This window comes from Xanthobacter aminoxidans, from assembly GCF_023571765.1.
GTDB classification, from domain to species: Bacteria; Pseudomonadota; Alphaproteobacteria; order Rhizobiales; family Xanthobacteraceae; genus Xanthobacter; species Xanthobacter aminoxidans.
Genome location: NZ_JAMJXC010000003.1, coordinates 467,044 through 483,404 on the forward strand (window position 1 = coordinate 467,044; position 16,361 = coordinate 483,404).

General features: G+C 66.5%; 15 protein-coding genes and 1 pseudogene. 12 read left to right on the forward strand and 4 right to left on the reverse strand.

All coding sequences use genetic code 11. The annotated features are described in order from the left end of the window. Position 1 precedes the first annotated feature (1 nt). The 5 genes from ureC to ureG all read left to right on the forward strand — a co-directional run bounded on the left by ureC (position 2) and on the right by ureG (position 4,450). Positions 2-1,714, forward strand: coding sequence for an urease subunit alpha (ureC, locus tag EJ105_RS07640; RefSeq protein ID WP_250165828.1), 1,713 nt, complete (start codon positions 2-4; stop codon positions 1,712-1,714). A gap of 89 nt (positions 1,715-1,803) precedes the next feature. Beyond that, positions 1,804-2,343, forward strand: a complete 540-nt coding sequence (locus EJ105_RS07645) for a Dps family protein (protein WP_374251755.1) — start codon at positions 1,804-1,806, stop codon at positions 2,341-2,343. Between the two features lie 64 nt (positions 2,344-2,407). Then, complete coding sequence (locus EJ105_RS07650; protein WP_250165829.1) at positions 2,408-3,154, forward strand: urease accessory protein UreE; 747 nt, start codon at positions 2,408-2,410, stop codon at positions 3,152-3,154. Further along, on the forward strand, positions 3,147-3,830 hold the full coding sequence (locus EJ105_RS07655) for an urease accessory protein UreF (RefSeq protein WP_250165830.1): 684 nt from the start codon (positions 3,147-3,149) through the stop codon (positions 3,828-3,830). The genes EJ105_RS07650 and EJ105_RS07655 overlap by 8 nt, the downstream gene beginning before the upstream one ends. Next, positions 3,827-4,450: an urease accessory protein UreG gene (ureG, locus tag EJ105_RS07660; protein ID WP_250165831.1), complete on the forward strand. Its 624-nt coding sequence runs from the start codon at positions 3,827-3,829 to the stop codon at positions 4,448-4,450. The genes EJ105_RS07655 and ureG overlap by 4 nt, the downstream gene beginning before the upstream one ends. Before the next feature lie 37 nt (positions 4,451-4,487). Here the strand turns inward: ureG and EJ105_RS07665 are convergent, their stop codons facing one another. Both EJ105_RS07665 and EJ105_RS07670 read right to left on the reverse strand, forming a co-directional pair. Beyond that, entirely contained in the window at positions 4,488-4,976 is a 489-nt protein-coding gene (locus EJ105_RS07665) for a hypothetical protein (RefSeq protein WP_038193536.1), read from the reverse strand. A 73-nt stretch (positions 4,977-5,049) separates the two neighbouring features. Further along, positions 5,050-5,622, reverse strand: coding sequence for a hypothetical protein (locus tag EJ105_RS07670; RefSeq protein WP_250165832.1), 573 nt, complete (start codon positions 5,620-5,622; stop codon positions 5,050-5,052). Between the two features lie 170 nt (positions 5,623-5,792). On the opposite strand from EJ105_RS07670, the gene EJ105_RS07675 reads away from it, so the two are divergent. From EJ105_RS07675 to EJ105_RS07685, 3 genes are all read left to right on the forward strand, one after another. Then, positions 5,793-6,569: a TlyA family RNA methyltransferase gene (locus EJ105_RS07675; protein ID WP_250165833.1), complete on the forward strand. Its 777-nt coding sequence runs from the start codon at positions 5,793-5,795 to the stop codon at positions 6,567-6,569. Further along, on the forward strand, positions 6,563-7,786 hold the full coding sequence (locus tag EJ105_RS07680) for a class I SAM-dependent RNA methyltransferase (protein WP_394041701.1): 1,224 nt from the start codon (positions 6,563-6,565) through the stop codon (positions 7,784-7,786). Before EJ105_RS07675 ends, EJ105_RS07680 begins: the two co-directional genes overlap by 7 nt. Positions 7,787-7,872: 86 nt before the next feature. Next, on the forward strand, positions 7,873-8,646 hold the full coding sequence (locus EJ105_RS07685; protein ID WP_250165834.1) for a queuosine precursor transporter: 774 nt from the start codon (positions 7,873-7,875) through the stop codon (positions 8,644-8,646). A 48-nt stretch (positions 8,647-8,694) separates the two neighbouring features. Here EJ105_RS07685 and EJ105_RS07690 read toward each other — a convergent pair whose 3' ends face one another. Both EJ105_RS07690 and EJ105_RS07695 read right to left on the reverse strand, forming a co-directional pair. Then, positions 8,695-9,021 carry a hypothetical protein gene (locus EJ105_RS07690; RefSeq protein ID WP_250165835.1) on the reverse strand — a complete coding sequence of 109 codons (327 nt, stop codon included), beginning with the start codon at positions 9,019-9,021 and terminating at the stop codon, positions 8,695-8,697. A gap of 23 nt (positions 9,022-9,044) precedes the next feature. After that, positions 9,045-10,163 carry a trypsin-like serine protease gene (locus tag EJ105_RS07695; protein WP_250165836.1) on the reverse strand — a complete coding sequence of 373 codons (1,119 nt, stop codon included), beginning with the start codon at positions 10,161-10,163 and terminating at the stop codon, positions 9,045-9,047. Positions 10,164-10,580: 417 nt separating this feature from the next. Here EJ105_RS07695 and EJ105_RS07700 point away from each other — a divergent pair, with 417 nt between their 5' ends. The 4 genes and pseudogenes from EJ105_RS07700 to EJ105_RS07715 all read left to right on the forward strand — a co-directional run. Next, complete coding sequence (locus EJ105_RS07700) at positions 10,581-11,927, forward strand: site-specific integrase (protein ID WP_250165837.1); 1,347 nt, start codon at positions 10,581-10,583, stop codon at positions 11,925-11,927. Between the two features lie 38 nt (positions 11,928-11,965). Continuing rightward, positions 11,966-14,206 carry a class I SAM-dependent DNA methyltransferase gene (locus EJ105_RS07705; RefSeq protein ID WP_250165838.1) on the forward strand — a complete coding sequence of 747 codons (2,241 nt, stop codon included), beginning with the start codon at positions 11,966-11,968 and terminating at the stop codon, positions 14,204-14,206. A gap of 29 nt (positions 14,207-14,235) precedes the next feature. Next, positions 14,236-14,862, forward strand: a complete 627-nt coding sequence (locus EJ105_RS07710; protein ID WP_347881305.1) for a type IIL restriction-modification enzyme MmeI — start codon at positions 14,236-14,238, stop codon at positions 14,860-14,862. Positions 14,863-16,041: 1,179 nt separating this feature from the next. Beyond that, a pseudogene (locus EJ105_RS07715) lies at positions 16,042-16,361 on the forward strand (transposase); the annotation flags it as partial.

A 16,361-nucleotide genomic window follows, 5' to 3' on the forward strand; every position in this document is an offset into this window, starting at 1 on the left:
CATGACCACCGGCCGCATGCCCCGCGCCGCCTATGCCCACATGTTCGGCCCCACCACGGGCGACCGGGTGCGGCTCGCCGATACCTCGCTGGTGATCGAGATCGAGAAGGATTTCACCGTCTACGGCGAGGAGGTGAAGTTCGGCGGCGGCAAGGTGATCCGTGACGGTATGGGCCAGTCTCAGGTCACGAATGCCGACGGGGCGATGGACACGGTCATCACCAATGCCGTCATTCTCGACCACTGGGGGGTGGTGAAGGCGGACGTGGGCCTGAAGAACGGGCGCATCGCCCGCATCGGCAAGGCCGGCAACCCGGACGTGCAGGCGGGCGTGGACATCATCATCGGCCCCGGCACCGAGATCATCGCGGGGGAGGGCAAGATCCTCACCGCCGGCGGGTTCGACAGCCACATCCATTTCATCTGCCCGCAGCAGATCGAGGAGGCGCTGGCCTCCGGCGTCACCACCATGCTCGGCGGCGGCACGGGGCCGGCCACCGGCACCTTCGCCACCACCTGCACGCCCGGCCCGTGGCACATCGCCCGCATGATCGAGGCAGCCGACGCCTTCCCCATGAACCTCGCCTTCGCCGGCAAGGGCAACGCCTCGCTGCCCGGCGCGCTGGAGGAGATGGTGCTGGCCGGCGCTGCGGCGCTCAAGCTGCACGAGGACTGGGGCACCACGCCGGCCGCCATCGACTGCTGCCTCACCGTGGCGGACGCGCTGGACGTTCAGGTGATGATCCATTCCGACACGCTGAACGAGTCGGGCTTCGTCGAGGACACCATCGCCGCCTTCAAGGGCCGCACCATCCATGCCTTCCACACGGAAGGGGCGGGCGGGGGGCATGCGCCTGATATCATCAAGGTGGCGGGCCTGCCGAACGTGCTGCCCTCCTCCACCAACCCGACGCGGCCTTACACCCGAAACACCATCGACGAGCATCTCGACATGCTCATGGTGTGCCACCACCTCGACCCCGACATCGCGGAGGATCTGGCCTTCGCGGAAAGCCGCATCCGCAAGGAGACCATCGCCGCCGAGGATATCCTCCACGACATCGGCGCGCTCTCCATGATGAGCTCGGATAGCCAGGCCATGGGCCGGGTGGGCGAGGTCATCATCCGCACGTGGCAGACCGCGGACAAGATGAAGCGCCAGCGCGGTTCGCTGCCCGGCGAGACCGACAGCGACAATATCCGCGCCCGCCGCTACATCGCGAAATACACCATCAACCCGGCCATCGCCCACGGCATGTCGCGGCACATCGGGTCGGTTGAAGCGGGCAAGCTGGCCGACCTCGTGCTGTGGACGCCGGCCTTCTTCGGCGTGAAGCCCGATCTCGTCATCAAGGGCGGCGCCATTGCCATGGCGCAGATGGGCGATCCCAACGCCTCCATCCCCACGCCCCAGCCGGTGCACTACCGCCCCATGTTCGGCGCCTTTGGGCGGGCGCGGACCCACACCTCGCTCACCTTCGTCTCGAAGGTGGCCATCGAGGATGGCCTTGCCGGGCGCCTGGGCATCGCCAAGGAGCTGGTGGCGGTGGAGAATACCCGCTCCGGCATCTCCAAGAAGAGCATGATCAACAACGACGCCACGCCCCACATCGAGGTCGATCCCGAGACCTACGACGTGCGCGCGGACGGCGAACTGCTGGTGTGCGAGCCGGCCGAAGTCCTGCCCATGGCGCAGCGTTACTTCCTGTTCTGAGCGAATATCGCCACGGCGCGGCGGAACCTTCGCCGTGGCTCCTCGTTGCAGCGGGTGTTGCAACCCGCTTCGTTTGAGGAGCCACACCCATGGCCGTCGTTCGTTCATTGACCAAGAAGCCGGCGAAGACCGCCGCCCTCGCGACCCCCACCGATCTCGACAGCGCCAAGGCACAGAAGGTGGCGGATGCCATCAATCGCGTTCTGGCCGACAGCTTCGTGCTGTACCTCAAGACCAAGAACTTCCACTGGCACGTCAGCGGCAAGCATTTCCGCGACTACCACCTGCTGCTGGACGAGCAGGCCGCGACCATCGAGGCCACCATCGACCCGCTGGCCGAGCGCGTGCGCAAGATCGGCTGCCGGACGGTGCATTCCTACGGCGAGATCCTGAAGCTCACCGGCCTTAAGGAGAACAACGAGCCCTACGTTTCGCCCGAGGCCATGTTCGCGGAGCTGATCGCCGACAACAAGGCGGCCATCAAGACCATGCGCGAGGCCCACGAGATCTGCGACGAGGCGGAGGACATTGCCACCGCCAGCCTGCTGGAAGAATATGTGGACGAGGCCGAGAAGCGCCTGTGGTTCCTGTTCGAGACCAACCAGAATCGGCAGGACAGCGCCACCTGAGCGCAGCCGGAACCCGCGAAGGCGGTGGGGCAGGGCGCTCGGGTGGCTGTACCGGAGTAACCCGATGATCCGCGCCACCACCGTCGTCCGCCGTCCCGCCGTCCGCCCGGAAAGGGTGGCGGACGAGATCACCCTCGATCACCACGCGCGCCACCGCCGCCGCTTCGCCTTCACGGCGGACGGCGGCCTCTCCTTCCTGCTCGACCTCGACAAGGCGACGGTTCTGGACGACGGCGACGCGGTGAAGCTGGAGGACGGGCGCCTCGTCCGTATCAAGGCGGCCGCCGAGGATCTGGTGGAGGTCACCACCGCCAATCCGCTGCGTCTGATGAAGGTGGCTTGGCACCTCGGGAACCGGCATGTGCCGGCGGAGATCACCGAAACCGCCGTCTATTTCGTGGACGACCATGTGCTGACCGAGATGGTGCGTGGCCTGGGCGCCGGCGTCGCCAAGGTGACGCGCCCGTTCCGCCCGGAGAAGGGCGCCTACGAGGCGGCGGAAGCCCATGGCGGGCACGGCCACGCGCACGAGCCTCACGGGCACGAGCACCATGGACATGAACACCATGGTCACGAGCATCATGGACATGAGCACGGCCATGAGCACCACGGTCACGAGCATCATGACCATGACCACGCTCACGGCGACGCTTGCGGGTGCGGACACGATCATGCGCACCATGATCATTCCCATCATGACCATGCCCATCACGACCATAAGCACGAGCACGGCCACGAGCACGGCCATGACCATGCCGCCGAAGGTCATGTCCACGGCCCGGGCTGCGGGCACGACCACAAGCATGGCTGACCAGCCCGACCTGCTGCCCCTCTTCGCGTGGCTCTCGCCGTCGTTTCCGGTGGGGGCCTATGCCTATTCCCATGCCCTGGAATGGGCGGTGGAGGCCGGCGAGGTGAAGGACGAGGCGAGTCTTGCGGCGCAGGTGTCGGACCTGATGCGCCTCGGATTCGGCCGTTCAGACGGCATCCTCCTGGCCCACGCCTGGCGGGCGGCCACGGCGGGAGACGGGGCAGCGCTCGGCGAGGTGAACGCACTCGCCGTCTGCCTCGCACCATCCGCCGAACTCAGGCTGGAAACCTGCCAGCAGGGCCGGTCCTTCCTCGATGCGGTTCGCGCGGCGTGGCCGTCCCCTGCGCTCGAGACGGCGGCGGGCGCCCTCTCCGGCGAGGTCGCCTATCCGGTCGCGGTGGGGCTGGCGGCGGGGGCGCATGGCATTCCGCTCGGGCCGACGCTCGAAGGCTTTCTTCTGGCGCTGGTGCAGGCGCTGGTGTCGTCGGGCATCCGCCTCGCCCCGGTGGGGCAGACGGCGGGCACCCGTGTCGTCGCCGGCCTTGCACCGGCCGTGCGGGCGCTTGCGGCGGACATTCCCGCTCTCACGCTGGATGATCTCGGCACGGCCACCTTCCGCGCCGATCTCGGCAGCTTTCGCCACGAAACCCAATATACGAGGCTGTTCCGCTCATGAGTTCCGGCAAGAATCCCCTGCGCGTCGGTGTCGGCGGCCCCGTCGGCTCGGGCAAGACGGCGCTGATGGAGGCGCTGTGCAAGGCCTTCCGCGAGCGCTACGACCTCTGCGCCATCACCAACGACATCTACACCAAGGAAGATGCGCGCCTCCTGACCGTGGCCGGAGCGCTGCCGCCCGAGCGCATCCTTGGCGTAGAGACCGGCGGCTGCCCGCACACGGCGATCCGTGAGGACGCCTCCATCAACCTGCGTGCCGTGGCGGACATGAACGCCCGCTTCCCCAACCTCGATCTGGTGCTGATCGAATCCGGTGGCGACAATCTCGCCGCGACCTTCTCGCCCGAGCTGGCGGACATCACCATCTACGTCATCGACGTGGCGGGGGGAGAGAAGATCCCGCGCAAGGGCGGGCCGGGCATCACGCGGTCGGACCTGCTGGTGGTCAACAAGACCGACCTCGCGCCCATGGTCGGAGCCGATCTCAAGGTGATGGAAGCGGACACCATCCGGATGCGGGCGGGCCGGCCCTATGTCTTCTCCTCCATCCGCAATGGCGTGGGCGTGGAGGTGGTGGCGGCCTTCATCGAGAAGGCCGGGGGCCTCGCCGGGGCGGCCTGAGCCGGCGGCTTCAGGCCGCCAGCTCCTTGAGGGCTTCTCAGCTCTTGGGCTTGCAGGCGGTCTCGAACTTGGTGACGGCCGGGCCGATGCCGGAGAGCGGGATGGCCTGCTTGGCGCCCTTCACTTCGATGGTGAGGGTGCCTGAGGCCTTGGTGAGCGCCTTGACATCCGCCATCTGGGTCGGCGCCTCCACATTCACCGCGTCGCCTTCCTCCATGGCCACCGCCTTGCCGGGGAAGCTCTTCTTCACGCTGCCCGCGCTCAGCACGATGGCGGTCTGGGCGCCGCGCGTCAGATCCTTCGAGCCGATCATGGACTGGACGGTGATCGCAGACCCGTCCTTCTGGCAGAGGAAGAAGATCGCAGCCTTGTCGCTGTCGGGCACGCCGTAAACCAGAGCGGCGGTGTCCTCGCTGTCCTGGATGTGCCAGATCATCTTCTCCGCCGGCTTCTCCTGCGCGGGAGCGGCGATGGCGGGGGCCGAGATGGCAACCAGAGCGGCGGCGGCGAGCACGGAACGAAGCATGTCAGGGTCCCTTTTGCGGCGGCGGATCATACCGGCTCGATCCAAAAGGGAAAGATGCCAGCCTGCCGTAAAGTTACCTGCGCTCGGCAGGCGCGGGCATGGCGGTGAGGCAGGCGCGGCGGAAGTCCGGCAGCTTGGGCTTGGCTCCGGCGAGCGGATAGGTCTCGGTGGCACCGGGCAGGCGCACGACGAGATTGTCCGCGTCCGAGAAGAGGTCGAGAACGCGGCCGTCCAACGCGACCGCCGCCTCCACCACCACCTTGCCTTCGGCTGAACCCCGGAAGGCGGAGGCCGCCAGCTCCAGATGCCGCTTGCCGGCGGCGAGGGAGAGGGCGACGCCGTCGCCCGCCTTCACCTTGCCAGAGGCCACTTCCGCGGTGAACTGGATCAGCTGCGCGCCCGGCTGGCAGGAGACGGCGAACACCGGGTCGGCGGTGCGGGGCAGGCCGAAGCGCAGCACATAGGTCTCATCGACCTTGACGACCAGCCAGATCCGGGGGTCCGCCTTGGCCTCAGCCTTTTTGGAATCGGATTTCCCGCCGGTCTTGCCGGTGGATTTGGGGGCAGCCTCGCCCGAGACCGGCGCGAGCACACACGCTGCGGCTATCGCCAGGATCGCGCACCGGCCGTAGAACCATCCACCCATCGCCACCGGGTCCTTGCCCCTCGCCGCACGATCGACAGGCTTGGCGACCGGCGGACGGACCTCCGATCTCCGAATCACAACTGTCGACTGGTGTTTGCTTCCCCCGCAGCCATCGCATATCACGGCCTCCGGCCGCCCGCGACATCGGGCAGGGAGCCCTGCGGCAAAAAATGTTGAAACCCCATTCCCATATGGCGCGCGACGGCGAACAGGACGCCGGCCGCCGCATGCGGCTCGACCGCCTGCTGGTGGAGCGCGGCCTGTTCGACAGCCGCGCCCGCGCCCAGGCGGCGCTGGCCGCCGGGCTGGTGAAGGTAGACGGGGTCGTAGTGGCCAAGGCTTCGGCGGAGGTCGGCGTCGGTGCGCACATCGAGGCGGAAGACGTCCACGACTACGTGTCGCGCGGCGCGCTCAAGCTCGCGGCGGGCCTCGACGCCTTCGCCATTGATCCCGCCGGGGCCGAGGCGCTGGATGTCGGCTCCTCCACCGGCGGCTTCACCGAGGTGTTGCTGCGGCGCGGCGCGCGCCGGGTGCATGCGGTGGATGTGGGGCGCGACCAGTTCCATGCCCGCCTGAGGGACGATCCGCGCGTCCGCCTGTTCGAGGAAACGGATATCCGCACCTTCGATCCCGCTTTGGTGCCTGAAGGCTTCGACCTCGTCGTCATCGACGTCAGCTTCATTCCACTCGCGCTGGTATTGCCTGCCGCCCTCGCGCTTGCCGCGCCCACCTCACGGCTGGTGGCGCTGGTGAAGCCGCAGTTCGAGGCGGGGCGGGCCTTCGTCCGCAAGGGCGTGGTGCGCGACGCGGCGGTGCGGGACGAGGTCTGCGCCAGGGTGGAGCAGGAGATCGCGGCGCTGGGCTGGCGCCTTCTCGGCCGCATCCCGTCGCCCATCGCGGGCGGCGACGGCAATCAGGAATATCTCGTGGGGGCGATCCGATCGTGACCGAGTTCCGCATCGAGCGCATGGGCGCGCAGGGCGATGGCATCGTCCGAGGCTCCGCTGGCCCCCTGTTCGCGCCCCTCACCCTCGCCGGGGAGCTGGTGCGCGGGGAGGCGGAGGGCGAGCGCATCCTCCTCGATGCCATCGTCGAGCCCAGCCCCGAGCGGGTGGAGCCTCCGTGTCCGCATTTCGGCCGCTGCGGCGGCTGCCTGCTCCAGCATTGGGAGCGCGCGCCCTATCTCGCCTGGAAGCGGCAGATGGTGGTGGATGCCCTCGCCCGCGAGGGGATCGAGGCGGACGTGGCCCCCACCATCGACGCCCATGGGGCTGGGCGGCGGCGGGTGATCTTCCACGCCCGCCAGTATGGGGCGCGCACCGTGGTCGGCTTTGCCGAGCGGAAGTCCCACGCCATGGTCGCCATCGACGCCTGCCCCGTGCTGGCGCCGGGCCTCGACCAGGCGCTGCCCGCCGCCCGCGCGGTGGCCGAGGCGCTGGCACCGCTCAAGAAGCCGCTCGATCTCCAGATCATCACCACCGATACCGGGCTGGACATGGATGTGCGCGGCTCCGGCCCGCTGCCGCCCGCGCTCCTCACGGACCTCGCTGTCATCGCCGACCGCTTCCGCCTTGCGCGGCTGACGCGGCACGGCGAACTCGTCATCCAGCGCGAGCCGCCGCGCCTCGCCATGGGCCGGGCGCGGGTGGACCTGCCGCCGGCGGCCTTCCTCCAGGCGACGGCCGAGGGCGAGCGCGTGCTGGCGGATCATGTCGCGGCGGGCATGGTCGGTGCCCGCAAGGTGGCGGATCTGTTCGCCGGGGTCGGTACCTTCGCGCTGCGCCTTGCCGAGACGGCGCGCGTATTCGCCGCCGAAAGCCATGCGGGTGCGCTCGCCGCTCTGCTCAAGGCCGGCCACACGCCGGGCCTGAAGGGCGTGGACGGCGAGGCGCGTGACCTGTTCCGACGCCCGCTGATGGCGGCCGAGCTTGCCGCCTTCGATGCCGTGGTCATCGATCCGCCGCGGCAGGGCGCGGAGGCGCAGGCGCGCGAACTAGCGGCCTCGCGGCTCCCTCGCCTCGTCTATGTCTCCTGCAACGCTGCCACCTTCGCCCGGGATGCGGCGCTGCTCGTCGCGGGCGGGATGCGGCTGGAGGGCGTGGTGCCAGTGGACCAGTTCCGCTATTCGGCCCATGTGGAGCTAGTGGCGACCTTCTCGCGCTGAGCCGTCCCGGCGGGCCTTCTCGAGCGAGAGCTGGGCTTGCGCGGCGCTTTGCGGTTTAATGCGGTGCAGCATCGAGGCTGCCCCACATGCTTTCCGACAACACACACTTCGGCGTCGATGGCGTCGAGACCCGCGCCGGCATCACGCCGGTGGAGGCGCGCGCCCTCGAAGGCAAGCGCCTGCGCTATTACGATTATTGCATGGTGGCCTTCGCGGTCATCCTGATCTGCTCGAACCTCGTCGGCGCCGCCAAGGTGTCGGTGGTGGAGCTGCCGCTCATCGGCCCGTTCGTGTTCGGTTCGGCGGTGCTGTTCTTTCCCCTGTCCTATGTGCTCGGCGACGTACTGACCGAGGTCTACGGCTATGCCCGCGCCCGCCGCATCGTGTGGGTGGGCTTCGCCGCCTCCGTCTATGCGGCGCTGATGACGGCCATCGTCGTCGCCATCCCGCCCGCGCCGGGCTGGACGGGGCAGGACGCCGTCACCAGCGTGTTCGGCCAGACGCCCCGGATCTTCTTCGCCTCCATCCTCGCCTTCTGGTGCGGCGAGTTTGCCAACGCCTTCGTGCTGGCCTGGATGAAGGTGCTCACCGGCGGCCGGATGCTGTGGACCCGCACCATCGGCTCCACCATCGTCGGGCAGGCCGTGGACAGCCTCATCTTCTACCCGCTCGCCTTCCTCGGCGTGTGGGACACCCACCTCGTGCTGACGGTGATGGTCTCCAACTACCTGCTCAAGGTGGGCTGGGAAGCGGTGCTCACCCCCGTCACCTACAAGATCGTCGGCTTCATGAAACGGCGGGAGGGGGTGGATGTCTATGACGTGGGTACGGACTTCACGCCGTTTCGGGTGAAGGTGTGAGTGAAGGCCGGAGGGACACTCCGGCCTGAAGCATCTGCCGATCCGAGGTCAGCGCGAGACCTCGCCGTGGCTGAGGATGTTCCGGTCACCGGCGCAGCCTTCGATGAAACCGGTGAAGGTCTTGCCCGCGGTGAAGGCCGTCAGCATCACCGCCGTCACTTCCTTGAAATTGGCCTTGGTGCGTTGGATGTGGAAATATTTCGAGCCGCAACGGCCGGCTTTGTCCATTTCCACGACGAAATCGGACGGGTCCGCGAAGACATTGAGAACAGTTCCTGCCGTCACGGTCAGTTGTTGAGCGCCTGCGGGCTGGCCGAGGCCGAAGCTGCAGGCGAGCACGATTGCGCAGCCCCAGACGTTTGCATGGGTCGTCATCTCGGTTTCTCCCTGGTTCAGGATTACTCGTCGCTGGTGAGATAGCGGGTGATGGTGGTCAGGCTCGCGGTGGCGGCCGGCGCGGAATCGGCGAGGACGTAGTCGAGGATGAATGGCAGGGTCGTGGTCGCGCATTCCGCGTCTGTCTTGCAGACAGGTGCGCGCGCCATGGCCTCGCCAATTTCGCGCACCAGCGGCTCCACCGAGACGTATTGGCAGCCGGAGATGCCCGTCGCCCATTCCCAGCCCGGATTGGACGCGCCCGCCGGGAGTGGTGCGTGCGGCACGTGGCCCGTCGCGCTGCAGGTGGACTGCACGCCAGCCACCGCAAGCCCGCGACCGTCGCGCCGCCCGACCAGGGTGGGGCCGCCGCTGTCACCGCCCTGTCCGACCTGAGCAGCCGAGTTCAAGGTCAGCGTGTATCCGGTCGTGCTGATGTCGGAGGGGGTGAACTGGCCGCTGCGGTATGTTCCAAGGCCGGTCGCCTGCTGCGGCGGATTGCGCGGGTCCGCTTGCCCATTGGCGAGAAAGGCGCCGCTCGCAAATGTGCCGAAGCCTTGGCCATTCTGGATGATTTGGTCCGTTGTCTGAAGCCGCACGCCCGTCCAGCGGTCCGGCGCCGTGCCCTCCGGCTCGGCGATGTAGGGCAGTATTCCCGCCACCGGGCCGAGATCGCCCAGGCCAAGATAGACCATCACGATGTCGCGGCCGGGCACGGCGCCGGCGGCCAGGTTCCGGTTGACGGCGAACTCATAATAGTCGGACGCCTGCGCACTGAGCGTCGGATCCCAGGCGGCCGTGATCGTGACCTGATTGGCGGGAAACGCCGGCGAGCCGATATCGACGCTGGCGGTCGCACCGGCGGGCTCGTTTGTAATGCAGTGGCGGGCGGTGAGAACCCAGTAGCGGTTCAGCAGAATGCCGCTGCATCCGCCGTTGACGATGACGAGCCCCCGCGCCTTGCGGGTCGCCTCATCGAGCGGGTCGCCGTTCACGAGGGGCTGGGTGATCTCGCAGACGCGACCTTCCGATGTGTTCCGGCAGTTTTCGCTCCCCTGCGCATCAGCCCCGGGACACCCGAGGAGGAGGACTAAAAGTATCGAGGCCGCTGTCGCCGTGATCTGAATCGATTTGGACAACATGGATCCCATCCTTCGCTGCCGTCTCGGGCGCGAATCCGGAGCGCTGCTTGCAAAATAGAGCAGAGCGTCAGGCCGCTTTTGCCCAAAAGACCTTTTTGAACAAACGGCGGCTCTCTGATCTGTCTTGACTGTCACCCCGCGCGGGATCATCCGCATACCGCAAATAGGGGACACCTAGCGTCATGTCAGAAACGCTAGGCGCGAAGATGCGACCGGAAGGAGATGCTTAGGATCAAAGCTGGGTCGTGGGATCGCGCCTGGGGGATAGCGTTCGCCGGCCGTGCGAAGCTGGCGCGCCCTAGGGGAGGGTTCCACGGGTGGGGCGAGAGGCCGCAGAACCGTTGATACACCTTGATTATGAGGCGGCCTGTGGGGTACCAATTTGGGGTCCCGGTGGGGTCCCTTATGCGTCACGATATGCGTTTTCTTGAGCGTCACGGCAACCAGTACCGTGTCAAGGTGAAGGTTCCTGCTGCACTGCGGGAGGTCATCGGCAAGGCTCACCTGAAGGTGCCGCTGCACACCGACAGCCTCGCCAAGGCGAACATGCTGAAGTGGTCCGTCGTTTCGGAACTGAAGGACCAGCTCGCCAAAGCCCAGCGGGTCGCCGAGGCCAAGGCGAAAGGCGGTGACCCGGTCATTGTCGAGGCGATGGAATGGCGCGAGGCCATCGCCAAGGGCGACGATGTGGCCGACGACATTCTCCTCCCCGAGCGGGCGGAAGAGATCGAGAAGCGCCACGGGACCGAGGCCGCGATTGCCTTCGTCAAGGTGGCGAAGGGGCGGGCCACGCCCATCCAGCCCCTGGAGCCGGCATGGCTCGCCGAGGCGAACTATGCGGGGCGCACCGAGACATCACGGAAACAGGCTGTGCGGGTGCTCCTCGAATGGTGCCGCACTTCATCCATCCCGGAGACGGTCGAGGCCATCGACAGGAAGACGGCGGGGCGGTTCATCTCTGAGGTGTTCATCGCGAAGAACGCCGACCCCGCCACCGCGAACAAGCTCATCACGGGCCTGTCCGCATTCTGGAAGTGGATGGAGAAGCGGGGCCATGCTGCCGCTGGCAACCCGTGGGAGCGGCAGAGCCTGAAGCTGAAGAAGGTGAAGACGGAGGAGGGGGAGGAGGCCAAGCGCCCCTTCACGAACGACGAGATCACCAAAATCCTTTCCGCCGCCAAGGGCGTTCTCGGCGACCTCTGCCGACTAGGAGCCCTGTCAGGAATGCGCATCGGGGAGATGGCCGAGCTCCGGGTGCGCAACCTGAAGGAAGGGACCATTCGGGTGGGGCAGGGGAAGACGGAGGCAGCAACGCGAGACGTGCCCATCCATCCCGACGTTGTCGCCTTGGTGGCCTCACGGTGCGAGGGGAAGGAGGCGGACGCCTACCTCTTCCACGAACTCCCCGACCAACAGAACGCCGCCCGTCCCCGCGGAGCCCCCGCCTCTCAGGCGTTCACCCGTCTGCTCCGAGAGCTGGAGCTTGAAGACCGTATCCCCGGCCGGCGACAGGCCCGAATTGATTTCCACTCGTTCCGCAGGTGGTTCATGCGGCGGGCCGTGGAAGCGCTGGAAAAGGGCGCCACGGGCTTCACAGCCTGGACCTTGGCGGAGGTGGTGGGCCACTCGAAGGAGAGCGGCCCGCTCCCAATGACGATGGGGAGATATCCGGGGGCGTCTCGGATCGAGGCGAAGCGGGCCTGTGTCGAGGCGGTGCAGTTGCCGAAGGCGGGTGGCGCTAGCGTCCATCCAAGATTGCGCTAGAACGGGACAACACGCCGAGCCGGGAGACGGTCTGCACCATGACGCCGCACGAGTTCATCACCAAGTGGCAGAACTCGAAGCTGAAGGAGCGGGCGGCGGCGCAGGAGCATTTCCTCGATCTATGCCGGCTGCTCGGCGAGAAGACGCCGGCCCAGGTGGATGCCGGCGGCCTCGATTACGGCTTCGAGGTGGGCGCCACCAAGACCGGCGGCGGGCACGGCTTTGCCGACGTGTTCAAACGCGGCCATTTCGGCTGGGAATACAAGGGCACCCGCGCAAATCTCGACGCTGCCTTGCTCCAGCTCCAGCGCTATGCGGTAGCCCTCGACAATCCGCCGCTGCTCATCGTGTCGGACATCGGCACCACCATCCGCATCCACACCAACTGGACCAACACGGTCTCCAAGGCCTACGACATCCCCATCGCCGAGTTGGAGGATGCAGAGAAGCGGCAGTGGCTGAAGGCCGCTTTTGCGGACCCGGAGGCGCTGCGGCCCACCAAGACCCGCCAGCAGCTCACCGAGGAAGTGGCCGGCAAGTTCGCCGAACTCGCCCGCTCGCTCCGGGCGCGATACGACGAACCCGAGGAGGTGGCACACTTCATCAACCGCCTCGTCTTCTGCATGTTTGCCGAGGACGTGAAGCTGCTGAAGGAGGGCATGTTCTCTCGCATGCTGGAGCGGGCGTTGGAGGAGCCGGCGGAGTTCGAGGCCTTCGCCCGCGACCTGTTCCGCGCGATGAGCACGGGCGGCCGCATCGGGTTTGAAAAGGTGGCGTGGTTCAACGGTGGCCTATTCGACAACGATCGCGTCTTTCCGCTCACCCCGGCCGAAATCCGCCTCGTGCATGAGGCGTCCAAGCGCTATTGGGGCGATATCGACCCGTCCATCCTCGGCACCCTCTTTGAGCGCGGACTGGACCCGGACAAGCGCAGCCAGCTGGGAGCGCATTACACCGACCGCGACAAGATCATGATGATCATCGAGCCGGTCATCATCGCGCCGCTTGCCGCCGAATGGGCGGAGGCGAAGGCGGAGATTGCCGCGCTCATGGAGAAGGCGGCGGCTCTCGACGCCACGGCGAAGACCCAGCGCGGCAAGGCTGGCTCCACAGCCAAGGGGCAGGCCACCGCCGCGCTCAATTCGGCCCAGGCGGTGCTGGACCGCTATCTGAAGCGCCTCGCCGACTTCCGGGTGCTGGACCCCGCATGCGGCTCCGGCAACTTCCTGTACCTGGCGCTGCGGGCGCTGAAGGACCTGGAGCACCGTGCCCAGGTGGAGGCGGAAGCCCTCGGCCTGCCTCGCCGCTTCCCCAGCATCGGGCCGGAGGTGGTGCGCGGCATCGAGATCAACCCCTATGCGGCGGAGCTGGCGCGGGTCTCGGTGTGGATCGGCGAAATCCAGTGGATGCTGAAGAACGGCTTCGAGGCGGCCCAGAACCCCGTGCTGAAGCCGCTGGAGACCATCGAGTGCCGGGATGCGGTGCTGAACGCGGATGGGACGAGGGCGGAGTGGCCGGAGGCGGACGCGATCATTGGCAATCCGCCGTTTTTGGGCGACAAGAAGATGATCGCCGAGCTAGGCGAGGATTACACTGCAGCCTTGCGCAGAGCTTGGCGGGATTGCGTTCGCGGCGGCGCTGATTTGGTGATCTACTGGCTCGCGAAAGCTTGGAACCAAATCCACAACGGATACGCTGAAAGGGTGGGGCTCGTCGCAACAAATTCAATCAGAGGCGGCGCGAATCGAGAAATACTCACCAAAATTGCGCAACATGGGCTGATATTCAACGCGTGGTCTGACGAGCCGTGGGTTGTTGAGGGAGCGGCTGTGCGTGTCTCCCTAGTATGTTTTGGGGGTGGCGACATTGTACATGGGCGTCCTCGCCTGAACGGACGGCCGGTATTCAGGATAAACTCTGATCTCACGGCGGATCAAGCTGACATTACCACGGCTCAACCACTTCTGAGCAATAGAAACGGTGCCTCAAATGGCATTTCGAAGAAGGGTTCGTTCGACATCCCCGGTGAGCTCGCGAGAATATGGCTCTCAGCTCCCTCCAACCCAAACGGGCGAACCAATTCGGACGTTCTGGCGCCTTGGTACAATGGGCTCCACGTTGCACGGCGATGGCCCGATACGTGGATTGTGCATTTCGGGGAATGCTCCGAGAGCGAAGCAAGTTTGTATGAGCTGCCCTTCGAATATTTATTTCCGTGGTCCGTCCAGAACGGGAAAGCAGCCGGGCTTCTGGAGAAAGAGCGCGTTGGTGGCTATTAGCTCGGCGGGCGCCAGCCCTCAGAGCGAGGATGTATAATCTTGATCGCGTTATTGTCACCCCTGAGGTATCAAAGTATAGATTATTTTGTTTTCTCTCAACTCGAATTGTCCCGGATAAAAACCTTGTTGTCGTAACCCGCGACGACGACACTACGTTCGGCATTCTACATTCGCGGTTCCATGAGTTGTGGGCGTTGCGCCTCGGCACCTCGCTCGAAGACCGGCCGCGCTACACGCCCACCACCACCTTCGAGACCTTCCCGTTCCCTGAAGGCCTCACGCCCAACATCCCTGCCGCCGCGTATGCGGACGACCCCCGCGCCATCGCCATCGCCAAGGCGGCGGCCCGGCTCAATGAACTGCGGGAGAACTGGCTCAATCCGGCCGACCTCGTGCGCCGGGAGCCGGAGGTGGTGACGGGCTATCCCGACCGCATCCTGCCCGTGAGCCCGGAGGCGGAGAAGGAGCTGAAGAAGCGCACCCTCACCAACCTCTACAACGCCCGCCCCACGTGGCTCGCCAACGCCCACAAGACCCTCGACGAAGCCGTCGCCGCCGCCTACGGCTGGCCGGCAGACCTCCCCGACGACGAGGTGCTGGCCCGCCTCTTCGCCCTAAATCAGGAGCGGGCGGCGGCACAGGCGAAGACGAGCTGACCAACAAGCAAAAGGGCCACGAGGACCGTTGCAGCGGCACCCCTCGTGGCCCTTCCAACTTGCTGGCTTAGAGACGGCGGCCCTCGCCTGACAAGACAAGGTTCGCGATGGCCATCGTAGCAGCCCATGCACCTTGATGGAATTGGCGCCTTCGCGCCCGCACCTCCCCACGCGCTTTGCGATCGGTCGGGGGATTCATCAAAGAAGTGAATCAATTGCCGCTGATCGATTCAAAACTGTCATTGGACAGCATGGGCGCGAAGCACCGAAGGTTCCCCTGCGGCCGGCTTGAGCTGTGCCGAACCTTCCCGACACCACGCGAGCACCCGCCGACAATGAACGCCACGACTCCGCCTGCCTCTCTCCTCGCCAGCGCATCCCGCTTCCGTTCCCGCTCCACCCATATGGATGCCGCGTCGAGGACGTTCCGGCGGTCCCTCTGACCGACGACGGATGGTCCCGGCGGGACTGCCTCAACGTCAATCCGCCGCCGCCGCCCGGCTGGCACTCGATCCCGCATTGGGTGGTCCTGACCGGGTACTACCGATTTGAAGATTTCGGGGCCATGCCGGAGGTCGTAAGCGAATGGATCGGATTGCCGGGGGGTGTCGGGGCTGGCGGCTCGGCGACGCATGACGGCGGGGAGCAAGCCAAGGCCCCCGACCTCATGGCAACGGAAGGCATGGCGCCTATGGCGTGGCCAGCACCGCCACGGATGCAGGAGGAGTTGGGCATAGCGACCGTGCTCCTCTTCCCGGACCCTGTGCTGCGGATGCGCTTCAAGGAATAGGCGGCAACATGCCCGGCCCCAAGACGAAACGTCGCTCCAGGTTCTCCGCTTCTGCCATAGAAGGCGATGGTCAAGGCGGAGGCAATGGCCGGAAACAGCACCGCCCTGCCTGGAGGACGGAACGTGAGCCGGAATGCCCGGACGGCGGCCGGGAATAGGCATGGGAGTCGCGCCAATCGCAGGCTATTTGGTCCGAGTTCGTGGAGGCCGGAAGTGAAAGTCAATCCGTTCGTGGTCGGGTATGTCGTTGTGGTTCTCGCCATCGTACTGATGAACTTGTCGTGGGGCGAGCGCTCCAGTCGGGGCAGCGGCGTCGCATCTCAGGACTGATCGTCCCCCGTTTTGGTGGACACCCATGCTAGCTTTGGCGAGCTTCACAGGAGTGTTCGATGGGCGCACGGCGTCGGGTGTTTCCAGAGGCGTTCAAGCGGGAGGCGGTTGAACGGGTCACGGCCAGCGGCCTTTCCACCGCACAGGTGGCTCAGGAACTGGGGCTGCACGAAACGGTGCTGCGCCGGTGGGTGAGAGACGTCGCCCCCCAGGCGAGGGGGCCGGCGCGGCGCCCGATCCCGCAGGCGGCGGCCCCTCGCCGGCCGACCTTGCTGCCGAGAACGCCCGGCTCAGGCGGGAGAATGAACGCCTGCGGATGGAGCGCGACATCTTAAAAAAAGCCGCGCTCATCTTCGGAGCGGCCTCCCGATGAAGTTCG

Coding starts and splice junctions, on each gene's coding strand:
- ureC (WP_250165828.1), top strand. CDS start 2: ATGACCACCGGCCGCATGCCCCGCGCCGCCTATGCCCACATGTTCGGC.
- EJ105_RS07645 (WP_374251755.1), top strand. CDS start 1,804: ATGGCCGTCGTTCGTTCATTGACCAAGAAGCCGGCGAAGACCGCCGCC.
- EJ105_RS07650 (WP_250165829.1), top strand. CDS start 2,408: ATGATCCGCGCCACCACCGTCGTCCGCCGTCCCGCCGTCCGCCCGGAA.
- EJ105_RS07655 (WP_250165830.1), top strand. CDS start 3,147: ATGGCTGACCAGCCCGACCTGCTGCCCCTCTTCGCGTGGCTCTCGCCG.
- ureG (WP_250165831.1), top strand. CDS start 3,827: ATGAGTTCCGGCAAGAATCCCCTGCGCGTCGGTGTCGGCGGCCCCGTC.
- EJ105_RS07665 (WP_038193536.1), bottom strand. CDS start 4,976: ATGCTTCGTTCCGTGCTCGCCGCCGCCGCTCTGGTTGCCATCTCGGCC.
- EJ105_RS07670 (WP_250165832.1), bottom strand. CDS start 5,622: ATGGGTGGATGGTTCTACGGCCGGTGCGCGATCCTGGCGATAGCCGCA.
- EJ105_RS07675 (WP_250165833.1), top strand. CDS start 5,793: ATGTTGAAACCCCATTCCCATATGGCGCGCGACGGCGAACAGGACGCC.
- EJ105_RS07685 (WP_250165834.1), top strand. CDS start 7,873: ATGCTTTCCGACAACACACACTTCGGCGTCGATGGCGTCGAGACCCGC.
- EJ105_RS07690 (WP_250165835.1), bottom strand. CDS start 9,021: ATGACGACCCATGCAAACGTCTGGGGCTGCGCAATCGTGCTCGCCTGC.
- EJ105_RS07695 (WP_250165836.1), bottom strand. CDS start 10,163: ATGTTGTCCAAATCGATTCAGATCACGGCGACAGCGGCCTCGATACTT.
- EJ105_RS07700 (WP_250165837.1), top strand. CDS start 10,581: ATGCGTTTTCTTGAGCGTCACGGCAACCAGTACCGTGTCAAGGTGAAG.
- EJ105_RS07705 (WP_250165838.1), top strand. CDS start 11,966: ATGACGCCGCACGAGTTCATCACCAAGTGGCAGAACTCGAAGCTGAAG.
- EJ105_RS07710 (WP_347881305.1), top strand. CDS start 14,236: ATGTATAATCTTGATCGCGTTATTGTCACCCCTGAGGTATCAAAGTAT.